This is a genomic window from Isoptericola nanjingensis, from assembly GCF_050311635.1.
In the GTDB taxonomy this organism is placed as follows: Bacteria; Actinomycetota; Actinomycetes; order Actinomycetales; family Cellulomonadaceae; genus Isoptericola; species Isoptericola nanjingensis.
Map to the genome: position 1 here is coordinate 21,787 of NZ_JBNOZL010000002.1, position 12,810 is coordinate 34,596.

General features: G+C 72.2%; 13 protein-coding genes. 8 read left to right on the forward strand and 5 right to left on the reverse strand.

What is annotated here, in order from left to right; translation table 11 throughout:
* Positions 1–114: 114 nt before the first annotated feature.
* Genes ACQP6G_RS02970 through ACQP6G_RS02985 form a run of 4 tightly spaced genes read right to left on the reverse strand, consistent with a single transcriptional unit; the run spans position 115 to position 2,594 of the window.
* On the reverse strand, positions 115–600 hold the full coding sequence (locus ACQP6G_RS02970) for a DUF3054 domain-containing protein (RefSeq protein WP_429762713.1): 486 nt from the start codon (positions 598–600) through the stop codon (positions 115–117).
* 25 nt (positions 601–625) lie between these two features.
* Positions 626–1,321 (reverse strand): ubiquinone/menaquinone biosynthesis methyltransferase, encoded by a 696-nt coding sequence (locus ACQP6G_RS02975; RefSeq protein ID WP_429762714.1) that lies wholly within the window; start codon positions 1,319–1,321, stop codon positions 626–628.
* Entirely contained in the window at positions 1,318–1,965 is a 648-nt protein-coding gene (locus tag ACQP6G_RS02980) for a lysophospholipid acyltransferase family protein (RefSeq protein ID WP_429762715.1), read from the reverse strand. The genes ACQP6G_RS02975 and ACQP6G_RS02980 overlap by 4 nt, the downstream gene beginning before the upstream one ends.
* Positions 1,966–2,024: 59 nt before the next feature.
* On the reverse strand, positions 2,025–2,594 hold the full coding sequence (locus ACQP6G_RS02985) for a TetR/AcrR family transcriptional regulator (RefSeq protein WP_429762716.1): 570 nt from the start codon (positions 2,592–2,594) through the stop codon (positions 2,025–2,027).
* Positions 2,595–2,704: 110 nt separating this feature from the next.
* Here ACQP6G_RS02985 and ACQP6G_RS02990 point away from each other — a divergent pair, with 110 nt between their 5' ends.
* Complete coding sequence (locus ACQP6G_RS02990) at positions 2,705–3,547, forward strand: alpha/beta fold hydrolase (RefSeq protein WP_429762717.1); 843 nt, start codon at positions 2,705–2,707, stop codon at positions 3,545–3,547.
* Between the two features lie 18 nt (positions 3,548–3,565).
* On the opposite strand, the gene ACQP6G_RS02995 is transcribed toward ACQP6G_RS02990, so the two are convergent.
* Positions 3,566–4,819 (reverse strand): NYN domain-containing protein, encoded by a 1,254-nt coding sequence (locus ACQP6G_RS02995; RefSeq protein WP_429762718.1) that lies wholly within the window; start codon positions 4,817–4,819, stop codon positions 3,566–3,568.
* A gap of 154 nt (positions 4,820–4,973) precedes the next feature.
* Between ACQP6G_RS02995 and ACQP6G_RS03000 the strand changes: the two genes are divergently transcribed.
* From ACQP6G_RS03000 to ACQP6G_RS03030, 7 genes are all read left to right on the forward strand, one after another.
* Positions 4,974–7,244, forward strand: coding sequence for a carbon starvation CstA family protein (locus tag ACQP6G_RS03000; RefSeq protein WP_429762719.1), 2,271 nt, complete (start codon positions 4,974–4,976; stop codon positions 7,242–7,244).
* Positions 7,228–7,482 (forward strand): YbdD/YjiX family protein, encoded by a 255-nt coding sequence (locus ACQP6G_RS03005; protein WP_429762720.1) that lies wholly within the window; start codon positions 7,228–7,230, stop codon positions 7,480–7,482. The genes ACQP6G_RS03000 and ACQP6G_RS03005 overlap by 17 nt, the downstream gene beginning before the upstream one ends.
* Positions 7,483–7,594: 112 nt before the next feature.
* Positions 7,595–7,885, forward strand: coding sequence for a hypothetical protein (locus ACQP6G_RS03010; protein WP_429762721.1), 291 nt, complete (start codon positions 7,595–7,597; stop codon positions 7,883–7,885).
* Between the two features lie 20 nt (positions 7,886–7,905).
* On the forward strand, positions 7,906–9,630 hold the full coding sequence (locus tag ACQP6G_RS03015; RefSeq protein ID WP_429762722.1) for a polymorphic toxin-type HINT domain-containing protein: 1,725 nt from the start codon (positions 7,906–7,908) through the stop codon (positions 9,628–9,630).
* A gap of 3 nt (positions 9,631–9,633) precedes the next feature.
* Positions 9,634–10,221 carry a hypothetical protein gene (locus ACQP6G_RS03020; protein WP_429762723.1) on the forward strand — a complete coding sequence of 196 codons (588 nt, stop codon included), beginning with the start codon at positions 9,634–9,636 and terminating at the stop codon, positions 10,219–10,221.
* Positions 10,222–10,618: 397 nt separating this feature from the next.
* A complete protein-coding gene (locus ACQP6G_RS03025; RefSeq protein WP_429762724.1) occupies positions 10,619–11,803 on the forward strand; it encodes a hypothetical protein in 1,185 nt (394 codons plus the stop codon).
* 59 nt (positions 11,804–11,862) lie between these two features.
* Positions 11,863–12,762, forward strand: coding sequence for an NADP-dependent oxidoreductase (locus ACQP6G_RS03030; protein ID WP_429762725.1), 900 nt, complete (start codon positions 11,863–11,865; stop codon positions 12,760–12,762).
* Positions 12,763–12,810: the final 48 nt, after the last annotated feature.

Sequence of the window (12,810 nt, forward strand, 5' to 3'; positions counted from 1 at the left end):
CCCGCCAGTCTGCCCACCGGCCCTGCCCTGCGCCTCCCCCGGCCGGGGGAGGCACGACGCCCCTGCCACGCTCGCACGGCAGGCACGTCGAGGCCGGCGTCCCGTGCTCGTCGCTCAGCGGGTCGGTCCGTCGTGATCGTCCATCTGGACGATGACCCGCGGACGGCTGGGGCGCAGGATCCGGACGACTGCGACGACGCCGCGCCAACCGAGCATCGTCACGGCGAGAAACCCGAACGACACGATCTGGAACGTGGGGAACACGCCGCGCTCCGCCAGGACCCGAAGGACGACACCGACCGCCCAGGTGCATCCCCACACCACGACGCCCGTCGGCCAGAGGCGCCACGGGGACCGCCAGGCGCGAGACGCGCACCATCCGACCGCCGCGGCGACGAGGAACGGCCATGTCGCCGACAGCGGGCCCACGGGATCTGCGCGGGGAGCAGGACCCGCGACGCCGACCACCGCGAGCCCCAGCACGCAGACGGCGTCGGCGAATGCTGCGAGTGCGATCGTCCCGGTGCGCGCACGGCGCACCGCCCGGCCTCCAGGCGGTCGTGCTGAGCGACGGCCGTCACCGTCGGGCGCGGAGCGCATCCTTCGACGGTACCGCGCGACGTCGCTACGGCTTGCGGGCGCTCACGATCATGTGGGTGCCGAGGAAGCGGCGACGCCAGGTGACGTCGTCGAACCCGAGGCGCCAGAGGATCGACGCGACCTGCTCGGGGGACATGAACCCGAGGGTGGTCTCCTCGAGGTAGGTGTACGACTTCTTGTCGCGGGCCACGAGCTGCCCGAGCAGCGGGATCACGACCTTCACCCCGAGCGCCACGGGGTACTTCAGCAGGCCGCGCGGCGGGCAGGTCTCCAGCAGCGCGAGACGGCCGCCGGGCCGGAGCACCCGCAGCTGCTCGGCGAGCACGCGCTCGGCGTCCTCGACGTTGCGCAGCAGGTAGCCGTGCGTGACGGCGTCGAACGACGCGTCGTCGTAGGGCAGGGCGTTGGCGTCGGCGAACTGCCAGGTCACGGCGTCGGCGCCGGGCTTGGCGCGGGCGCCCTCCAGCATCCCCTCGGAGAAGTCGACGCCGTGGATCGTCGCGCCGGGGTACTGGCGGGCCGCCTCGAGGGCGATGACGCCGGTGCCGGTCGCGATGTCGAGCAGCGAGCCGCCGGCGGGCAGCTGCGCCCGGCGTGCGACGTCGCGGCACCAGGCCGCGTGCCGCCCCAGCGTCATGAGGCGGTTCATCCGGTCGTAGTAGCCGGGGACCGTGTCGAAGAGGCGCTGCACCTCCTCGCCGTGCGGCGAGGGCGAGGTCACGCGGCGAGCTCCTGGCCGCTCATCTTGTGGATGGAGGACATCACGTGGTCGGTCAGCTCACGACGCACCTGGGCCGGGCGGGCACCGGCGGTGAGCTGGCGCGACGGGTCGATCGGGGCGCCGAAGTGCACCTGGATGCCGCGCGTCGGGCGGGGGAGCCGCTTGCCGACGGGCTGCACCTTGTCGGTGCCGCGCAGGGCCACGGGGACGACGGGCGCCGAGCCCGCGAGCGCCAGCCAGGCGACGCCCGTGTGTCCCTGGTGCAGCTTGCCGTCGCGGGAGCGGGTGCCCTCGGGGTAGATGCCGAAGGCGCCGCCGCGCTTGAGCACGACGAGCGCGTCGTCGAGCGACCGCTGCCCGGCGCGCGGGTCCTCGCGGTCGACCGGGATGTGGCCCATCGTGGTGAAGAACCAGCGCGAGACCCGGCCCTTGAGGCCGCGGCCCGTCCAGTACTCCGCCTTGGCGATGAACGTGACGTGCCGGGGCACGACGAGCGGGATGATGATCGAGTCGATGAACGACAGGTGGTTGCTCGCGAGGATCACCGGGCCGCGCCGCGGGATGTTGTGCAGTCCCGTCACCTGGGGGCGCAGGAGCACGTACACCAGGAGCGACAGGACGAGGCGCAGGAACCGATAGGTCACCGCACCATTGTGCCCCCTGCTCCGTCGGCCCCCGCCGAGGCCACCCCGCGGGCGTGTGATCAGGGCGTTCGCGCCGCCTCGGCGGCGAGGAGCGACGCGGCGGCGCGGCGTGCCTCGCGCGCGACGTCGGCGTCGTGCGTGATGGCGGCGGTGGTCTGCGCGCCCTCGGCGAGCAGCACGACCTGCAGGGCGACGGCGTCGGGCAGGCCGGCCTCGCGCACGAGGCCCAGCACGTGCGCCCGGAAGTCCTCCTTGTGCCCGCGCACGGCCTCCGCGATGCGGGGCGACGTCGCGCCGAGCTCGCCGAACGAGTTGATGAACGCGCACCCCCGGAACCCGTCCTCCCGGAACCACGCGTCGAGGAAGTCGAAGACGCTGAGGATCCGGTCGCTCGGCGTGGCCGCGCCGGCGGCCGCGCGCGCCACGCCCTCCGTCCACTGCCTGGTCCGCAGTGCGAGGACGGCGACCACCAGGTCCTCCTTGGACTGGAAGAGCCCGTAGATCCGCTTGAGCGACACCCCGGCCTCGGCGCGCACGGCGTCCATGCCCACGGCCTGCACGCCGCGCGCGTAGAACAGCCGGTCGGCGGCCGCGACCACCGCGTCGCTCGCCGCCTTCTCGTCGACCATCGTTCACCCTCCCGTCGCCGGCCCTCCCCTTGCGGGGAGAACCATCGTTCTCTACTGTAGCGAACAGCGGGAGAACGATCGTTCTCCCCTCCTTCGGAAGGGGCACCACCATGGGCTACATCACCGTCGGGCAGGAGAACAGCACGGACGTCGAGCTCTACTACGAGGACCAGGGCTCCGGGCAGCCGGTCGTCCTCGTGCACGGGTACCCGCTCGACGGGCACAGCTGGGAGCTGCAGACCCGCGAGCTCCTCGCCGCCGGGTACCGCGTGATCACCTACGACCGCCGCGGGTTCGGCGCGTCCAGCAAGGTCGGCTCGGGGTACGACTACGACACGTTCGCGAAGGACCTCGACACCGTCCTGACGACGCTCGACCTGCGAGACGTCATCCTCGTCGGCTTCTCGATGGGCACCGGCGAGCTCGCCCGGTACGTGCGCAACCACGGCCACGAGCGAGTCGCCAAGCTCGCGTTCCTCGCCTCGCTCGAGCCGTTCCTCGTGCAGCGCGACGACAACCCCGAGGGCGTGCCGCAGTCCGTCTTCGACGGCATCGTCGACGCGGCCCGCGGTGACCGCTACGCCTGGTTCACCCAGTTCTACAAGGACTTCTACAACCTCGACGAGAACCTCGGCACGCGGATCTCCGAGGAGGTCGTGCGGGCGAACTGGAGCACCGCCGTGGGCTCGGCGCCCGTCGCCGCGTACGCCGTCGTCCCCACGTGGATCGAGGACTTCCGGCCCGACGTCGAGGCGGTCCGCGCCGCGGGCCTGCCCACGCTGATCCTGCACGGCACGAAGGACAACATCCTGCCGATCGACGCCTCGGGCCGGCGCTTCCACGCCGCCGTGCCCGACGCCGAGTACGTCGAGGTCGAGGGCGCGCCCCACGGCCTGCTGTGGACGCACGCGGACGAGGTCAACGCGGCGCTGCTCGCGTTCGTCCAGCGCTGAGCACGACCCCGCGAGCGCTCAGCTCGCGGTGAGCAGGTAGTCGTCGGCGTCGTCGTCCCACGCGAGGGCGACGGCGCCGGCGGCCGCGGCGCCCTTCGCGAACTGCAGGAACCCGCGGTAGCCGAGCGCCTTCTCCGAGAAGTCGGGGCGGCGCTTGCGCACCTCATTCTTCAGCCCGGACAGCGGCGCGCTCCCGCCGGCGTCGCGCACCACCTGGCGCAGCAGGTCGAACGCGCCCTCGGTGTCCTGCTGCGCGGGCAGCGCCACCTCCGGGTCGCCGGCCGACGGGCCGTCCGACAGCACGACGAAGTCGCGGTCGGCCAGGAAGCGCAGGAACTCGCCGAACGTGCGGAAGCCGTAGTCCGACTCGCTGAACGTGGGGTCCTTGCGCACCAGCGTGCGCTTGAGCATCGACGCCGTGACGGAGCCGCTGGTGGAGGCCTGCAGGTCGGCGAGCGTCTGCGCCACCCGGACCTCCATCGTCGCGTCCTCGCCCGCGGGCGCCGCGTCCTCCTGCTCGAGGTCCGTCTCGACCACGGACTCGACGGGCTCGGCCGCGGGCTCGACGGCGGCCTCGGCCGCGGGCGCCTTCTTGCGACGGCGGGTCCCCGACGTCGCGCCGGACGTCGCGGGCGCGGGCTCCTCGGCGGGAGCGGGGGTCTCCGCCGCCTCCGCCGGGGACTCGACCGGGGCGGGGGTCTTGGCCCGGCCCCCGCGGCCGCCGCCGGACCGGCCGGTCCCCTTGCCGCCGCGCCCGGACCGCTTGGGCGCGGACGCCTCGGACTCGTCGGGCACGTCGACACCCTCGAGCCGGTCGTAGAAGAGGAACTCGTCGCACGCCGGGGGCAGCAGGCGGGACGTGGAGTTCTCCACGCCGACGCCGATGACCTTCTTGTCGAGCTCGCGCAGCTTGTGGACGAGGGGGGAGAAGTCGGAGTCGCCCGTGCACATGACGAACGTGGTGATGTACTCGCGCTCGAACGCCATCTCGATCGCGTCGACCACCATCTTGATGTCGGCGGCGTTCTTGCGGGACGCGCCCATGCGCTGCGTCATCTCGATGAGCTCGACCTGGTGGCGGGTCAGCATCCGCCGGTCCTCGTCGAAGTACGACCAGTCCGCGTACGCGCGGCGCACCACGACGCGGCCGCGCACCGCGAGGGCGTCCGCGATGGGCTTGAAGTCGAACTGCATGCCGCCCAGGTGGTCGCGGGCGCCGAGCGCCAGGTTCTCGTAGTCGAGGAAGACGGCGAGGCGCTCTTCGGTGTCCATGCACGTCAGGCTACGGCGTCGCGTGCTCCGCCGCGGGCCCAGGGCCGGGTACCACGCCCCCAGTCGCACCGTCCAGGTTCCGGGCGTTCGGTCACCCTTTCTTCACCCTCTATCCTGTGTCGGTCCCGACGACGCGACGCCTTGGAGGCTCACCTTGTCAGCAGATCCCGGAGCCACCACGGCGACGGACGACATCGTCCCCGACCCCGCGCTCCCCCCGACGGCCGTCCCGGCCGAGGACCTCAAGCCCCGCTGGACGCCCGCGAAGATCGCGCTCTGGGCGGCGATCGCGCTGCTCGGCGGGGTCGCCTGGGTGATGATCGCGCTGGTCAGGGGCGAGACGATCAACGCGATCTGGTTCGTCTTCGCGTCGGTGTGCACGTACCTCATCGGGTACCGCTTCTACTCGAAGGTCATCGAGCGGTACATCACCCGCCCCGACGACCGGCGCGCCACCCCCGCCGAGACGCAGGAGGACGGCAAGGACTTCGTCCCCACGGACCGCCGCGTGCTGTTCGGCCACCACTTCGCCGCCATCGCCGGCGCCGGCCCGCTGGTGGGCCCGGTCCTCGCGGCGCAGATGGGGTACCTGCCCGGCACCATCTGGATCATCGTCGGCGTGGTGCTCGCGGGCGCCGTGCAGGACTACACGGTGCTGTTCTTCTCCATGCGCCGCGGCGGCCGCACCATCGGCCAGATGGCGCGCGAGGAGCTCGGGCGGATCGGCGGCGTCGCCGCGATCGTCGCGTCCCTGCTCATCATGATCATCATCGTGGCGATCCTCGCCCTCGTGGTCGTCAACGCCCTCGGCGAGAGCCCGTGGGGCGTGTTCAGCGTCTCGATGACCATCCCGATCGCGCTGTTCATGGGCGTCTACCTGCGGTTCCTCCGCCCGGGCAAGATCACCGAGGTCTCCCTCATCGGCTTCGTCCTGCTGCTCGCCGCGATCATCGGCGGCGGCATGGTCGCCGACACGGCGTGGGGCGCCGACGTGTTCACCCTCGACCGCACCACGATCGCCGTCGGCGTCATCGTCTACGGCTTCGTGGCCGCCGTCCTGCCGGTGTGGCTCCTGCTCGCCCCGCGCGACTACCTGTCCACCTTCATGAAGGTGGGCGTCATCGTGGTGCTCGCCGGCGCCGTCGTCATCGTGCGGCCCGAGATCAACGTGCCCGCGATCAGCGAGTTCGCGAGCGGCGAGACCGGCCCGGTGGTGTCCGGCAACCTCTGGCCGTTCCTCTTCGTCACGATCGCGTGCGGCGCACTGTCCGGGTTCCACGCGCTCATCTCGTCGGGCACGACGCCGAAGCTCGTGGAGAAGGAGCGCCAGACGCGCTTCATCGGCTACGGCGGCATGCTCATGGAGTCGTTCGTCGCGATCATGGCGCTGGTCGCCGCGATCTCGATCGACCGGGGCGTGTACTTCGCGATGAACTCGTCGGCCGCGGCCACGGGCGGCACCATCGAGGGCGCGGTCGCGTTCGTGAACTCGCTCGGCCTCGCCGGCGTCAACCTCACGCCCGACACCCTGAGCACCCTGGCCAGCCAGGTGGGAGAGCCGTCGATCGTGTCCCGCACCGGCGGCGCGCCGACGCTCGCGCTCGGCCTGGCGACGATCATGCACCAGCTCGTCGGCGGCACCGCGATGATGGGCTTCTGGTACCACTTCGCGATCATGTTCGAGGCGCTGTTCATCCTCACCGCCGTCGACGCCGGCACCCGCGTGGCCCGCTTCATGCTGCAGGACACCATCGGCAACGTGGCCCCCCGGTTCAAGGACGTGAGCTGGCGACCAGGGGTGTGGGTCTGCACCGCGATCATGGTCGCGGGCTGGGGCACGATCCTCTACCTGGGCGTCACCGACCCGCTCGGCGGCATCAACACGTTCTTCCCGCTGTTCGGCATCGCGAACCAGCTGCTCGCGGCGATCGCCCTCGCCGTCGTGCTCGCCATCGTCGCCAAGCGCGGCCGCGCCTACTGGGCGTGGCTGTGGATCGTGGCCGTGCCGCTCGCCTTCACGGCGCTCATCACCATCTGGGCGTCGTTCGAGAAGATCTTCTCGGACGTGCCCCAGGTCGGGTACTGGGCGCAGCACCGGGCGTTCCAGGACGCGCTCGCCGCCGGCGAGACCTCGTTCGGCACCGCCCCCGACGTCGCGGCGATGGAGGCCGTGGTCCGCAACACCTTCGTGCAGGGCACCCTGTCGATCGTGTTCGTGGTGCTGTCGATCATCGTGATCCTCGCGGCGGTGGTCGTGACGATCAAGGCGTTCCGCGACGGCGGCGGCGAGAACCACGAGGACGCGCCCGTCGCGTCCCGGCGGTTCGCCCCGGCGAACCTCTTCGCGACGGCCGAGGAGAAGCGGATCGAGAAGGAGTGGGCCGACGCCGGCCTGCGGGAGACCAGCGGTGCCGGGCACCACTGACGCCCGCACCGTCGGCGCCACCGCGCGCGACGCCGCCCGGGCACTGGCCCGGGCGGCGTCGGCGGGGTGGACGAACCTGCGCTGGTACGTGCGGCAGGTGATGGGCGACGACGCCTACCGCACGTACGTGACGCACGAGCGGTCGGCCCACCCGGACCGCGAGCCGATGGGCGAGCGGGAGTTCTGGCGCGAGCACTACGCGGAGCAGGACCGCAACCCCGGGTCGCGCTGCTGCTGAGCAGGCACGACGGGGAGTTCTCCCCGTGGTGCATCAGACGTGACGCTGGTTACTCTCTTGCGGGCGAAGGGGGTGAGGGCCGGTGGCGGATCTCCGGGTGGACCTTGATGCGGTGACGGAGCTGGGGTCGAGCCTGACCACGGTGGCGGACGAGTTCGAGAACGCGACGACGCGGTCGGACCGGATCGCGGACGCGGTCGGGCACGACGGCCTGGCGGGCACGGTGCGCGACTTCGCGAGCTCGTGGGACGACACGCGGGAGAAGATGACCGAGAACCTCCGGCTGCTGGCGGACGCGTCGGTGCAGGTGGCGCAGGCGTTCACCGACATCGACTCCGACCTCGCCGACGGCATCAGCGGCGACGGCACCCCCGCCCCGGCACGGACCGGCGGACCGGTGTGAGGCCGGCGGACTGGTCCCCGGTGGGTCTGGACTCGGACCCGACGCCGGGGGATCCGGTGCTGGTGCTCACGGGCGGGCAGGACTATCTGGAGGTCGCGGGCTCGATCGACGACGCGGCGGGCGCGATGTCCCGCCTGGACGTGGCGGGCACGATCTCCCAGGCGGTCGACGCGCTGATGGAGACCAAGGAGGACACGGTCTCGCAGATCCGGCGCGCGCACTCGCGGTACCAGGCCACCGGGGAGGCGCTGGTCGACTACGCGAGCGCCCTCGAGCGGGTGCAGACCGAGACGCTGCACGCACTGGAGCGGGCGCGGCAGGCGCGGGATGCGGCGGACTCCGCGGCCGGGACCCGGGACCGGTACCAGGACCTGGCGGACTCTGCGACCGACGCGGAGACCAAGCGGGAGTATCAGCAGCAGGCGGACAGCGCGGGCGGGAACGCGGACGACGCGAACGCTCAGGCCGCCTCGGCGCGCTCGGACATCGAGTCGGCGGTGGCCGACCGGGACCGGGCGGCGAACGACGCGGTCTCCCGCATCGAGGACATCACCGGCGGTGATGACCTGAACGACTCGTGGTGGGACGACTGGGGATCGAAGGTGGTGGCCGCGATCGCGGACATCGCGGACATGGTCTCCACGATCGCGGGCCTGCTGGCGGTCGTGGTCGCGTTCATCCCGATCGTGGGCACCGCACTGGCGGGGGTGCTGATCGTGGTGGCCGCGGTCGCGGCGATCGTGTCGGCGTTGGCGAACATCACCCTGGCCGCCACGGGAGAACGGTCCTGGGCCGAGGCGGGGATCGCGATCGCGGGCGCGGCGCTGTCGGTGATCGGTCTGGGCGGTGCGGCGAAGGCCGCCACGGGCCTGTCGAAGGCGGCGTTCAAGCAGGGCGCCAAGCAGGGTGCGAAGAAGGCCTGGTGCAAGGTCGGGTTCGGCACCTGCTTCACCGCCGGGACCCTGGTGCGCACGGTCGACGGCGATGTCCCCATCGAGGACCTCACGCCCGGGGACAAGGTCTGGGCCCACAACGTGCAGACCGGGGCCGACGAGCTGCAGCTCGTCATCGAGACGTTCATGCGCACCACGACCACGCTGTATCACCTGACCATCGGCGGGTCCGTGGTCACGACCACGGACGAGCACCCCTTCATGGTCGCCCACATGGGCTGGATCCTCGCCCGGGACCTGCAGCCCGGCGACATCCTCGTGACCCCCGACACCGGCGACGGCACGGGCACCGGCACGGTCACCCTGGACCGGATCGACGTCGAGCAGCGCCCCGAGGACGACCCGGTCACGGTCTACAACGTCCACGTCGAGACCCACCACACCTACTACGTCCTCGCGGGCGACCTGCCCGTCCTGGTCCACAACGCCGCGGGGCACGGCAAGGCGGCCAACTCGGTGGGTCTCGCGCGCGAGGAGCGCGTCGCCAAGATCGTCGGTGGCAAGGTCGCCAAGGGCCCCGATGGACAGGACATCAAGATCAAGGTCGACGGTGTCGGCTCGACCGGGCTCGACGTCATTGGGCCCAACGGTGAGTACATCTTCGTCGGGGGCCCTGCCAAGGCGAAGGACCCAGCCAAGTTCGGCCACGCACTGAATGTGAGCAAGGCTGCGGCGGACCGGGACGGCGTCCGCGCCATGTACTACCTCGAAGACGGCACTCCCACGAGCGCGATCGATCAGGCGGGTCGAAAGCTGGGCGTCGACAACGTGTTCACGTTCCCCAAGGAGTAGCAGATGTCAGACGGTTTCCTCACGCTCTACGTCTCCGCCGTCCGCGGCACGTGGATCACCGACTGGGTCACGGGGACGGGCGCTCGACTGACGGCACCGGGCACCGACGGGTTGGTCGCCGTGCTCGACCTGGAAGGCGACCGTCACCTCGTCGACCGTGACCAGCTCTCCGGGCTTCTCGCCGACAACGCCGACCGGACCTTCCAGACATGGTTGTCCGGGTCCGACGACATGATCGTCACGGTCCGACGACACCGGTACGGCGACGACGGGAGCCGGGGTTTCGTCGGCGTGACCTGCTACCTGGACGGACTGGATCCCGACGACGTCGACGCGGTCTCACGTGCGGCGCAGGAGGTGATCGAGACGTCCACCGCCGACGCCCTGGGTCTCGTCGTCGACCGCCGGGGCACGACGGCCGACGTCGACTGGGACTCGTTCGTGGCGTCACCCGGCGTCGTCCCGGCCGTACCGGACCTGCTGATCCTCGCCAGCCCGCAGGCCGCATCCGCAGCGACCCACGAAGGCCGGTGGAGGCCCGACACACCGGTCGTCGGGTTCAGCACCTGGGAGAGCACGGCCGCCGGGTGACGGGCGACGGAGCGTCCAGCGTCACGACGACAGGCATCGACTTCCGGAGGAGCAATCCGTGAAGGGCGCAGTCATCGTGTCCACCGGGCTGCGCCTGTGACTCACCGACGTCTTCTTCATCACCGCGGTCGACGGGCGAATCGGACGTAGCCGAGCTGACACACCTGGACGTCACGTACCTCCATGACTGTGCCCTCATGACGTTCTCCACGGAACCGATCAGCGAATGGCCCGGGCGTGGGAGTGTGTTCTTCGGGGTGTCGTGGTCGGGAGACGTCGGCGCCGGCGGGGTTTGCTGGGGAAGCATCGAGCACCGCCGGCCGGCCATCGGCTGAACACAGCCCCGCGACGAATGTCGTCATCCAGTACCTGCGAGACACCGAAAGGCATCCTCCTCATGAGCGCGTCGCCAGAAGACCGGGCCTCGGGACCGAGCCGCCCGGACCCGGCCGACAGGTCCCGCCCCGCCTCCGGCTCCGCCGTCCTCGCCGCCGCTCTCCTGACCGACGACCGCGACACCGTCGGTCGCGCACTGCGGGACGGCGTGGCGGTGGTGCCGCACCTCGAGCGGGAGGACGGGACGCCGCAGGTGCGGGTCTTTCACGCACCCGTCGGCTCGGCGAAGCCGTACGACGTGTGTCTCTTCTCCTCCCCCGAGGCTCTCGAGACGTTCCTCGGGGACGACCCGGGACGCGAGTTCAGCCTGCGTCGTCGCGACTCGCTCGCCCCGTTCCTCACGCGCCACGGCGCGGTGCTCGAGCGGGTCGTGGTCGACCCTGCCGGGCCGCACCCGATGGTCCTCGGCGTCGCCGAGACTCTGGCCGCCCTGGACCTCGACCCCGACGACGATCCGACGGGTATGTCCGACGACTCCGGGGCGGGCATCAGCATCGAGGGCCTGCACGCCATGGCCAGCGTGGACGAGCCCGGAGGGTCACGCGGCATCGGCATCGAGCTCAACCTGCCCGACCACTGGGCCCTGATCGACCTGGAGGACGAGGCGCAGCGCGACCTGCAGATCCGCGCGATCGTCAAGCAGCAGGGCGCGGGGCTCGGTGACCGCGGGGCAGGGCTGCGGCGCGACCTGCGGGAGCAGCTCACCGCGGTCGCCGCGAAGGCCGCGGCCGCGGGCGGGCAGGTGATGGCCTACCTGGTGCTGCCCGGAAAGGACGCCGCCCTCGCGCTCAACCTCACGCTGTACTGGCACGACCTCGGCCCCGAGGCCGGCGAGGTCACGCACCTGCAACGCATCCACGACCGCCTCCACCCCCGGCTCGGACCCGACGACGAGCTCACCGTCACCGACACCCTCTCGGGGCCGTTCCTGCGCCACGTCCGCGTCGGCCGGGGTGCGGCCGAGCTCGGCGGCCAGGACGTCTCCCTGCTCCTGGTCGACTACTGGGCGCCGGCTCCCGGCGCACGGTCCGTCGCCCGACTCGCGTTCTCCACCCCGCACGTCGAGATCCGCGACGCGATCCTCGGCCTCACCGACAAGGTCCTGTTCGCCACCGAATGGCTCATGAGCGCGCCCGGCGACGTCACGGGCCCGACCGACGCCGACGCCGCACCGGTGCTCGCCTGATCTCGGCCCGGGGCACGAGGACCTCGGTACCGTGTTCCGCTACTGCCTGAGGAGGAGACGTGCGCGCGATCGTGTTCGAGACCCACGGCGGCCCCGAGGCGCTGCACCTCGCCGACGTCCCCGACCCGCAGGCCGGGCCCGGCCAGGTGCGCGTGCGTGTCGAGGCGGCCGCCGTCAACGGCTGGGACGTGAAGTCGCGTGCCGGGGCGACCGGCGGCCCGGCGCCGACGTCGGCCGTCGTGCCCGGGCTGGAGGTGGCGGGAGTCGTCGACCAGGTCGGGGACGGCGTGGCCGGCGTCGCGCCCGGCGACCGCGTGGTCGGGTTCGCCGTCGGCGGCGGGTACGCGGAGCTCGCCCTCACGTCGGTCTTCGCGCGCGTGCCCGACGGGCTCGCCGCGACCGACGCCGTCACCGTCCCCGTCGCGGCCGAGACCGCGACCCGCGTGCTGCGCCTCCTCGACGTCCGGCCGGGCGAGACGCTGCTCGTGCACGGCGCCTCGGGGTCGGTGGGCGAGCTGGCCGTCCAGCTCGCCGTGCGTCGCGGCGCCCGCGTGATCGGCACGGCGTCGCCGCGGAACCAGGAGCGCGTCGCCGCCCTCGGCGCGACGCCCACCACCTACGGCGCGGGGCTCGTGGAGCGGGTCCGCGCCCTCGCCCCCGACGGCGTGGACGCCGTCCTCGACACCACCGGCGCGGGCGTGCTGCCCGACTCGATCGCCCTGCGCGGCGGCACCGAGCGCATCGTCACCATCGCCGACGACGCCGCGGCGGACCTCGGCGTCGAGGCCAGCTGGCGGTCCGAGCGCGACGCCGGCGAGCTCGCCGAGGCCGTCGACGCCCGGGCCCGCGGCGACCTCGTGACCACCGTCGGCGCGGTGCTGCCGCTGGCCGACGCGCCGAGCGCCCACGCGCTCGTCGAGACGGGCCGCGCGGGCGGCAAGGTCGTGCTGGTGCCCTGAGCAGGGCGTTCCCGCCCGATCTGCATCGGCGATCGTCTCACCAGGCGG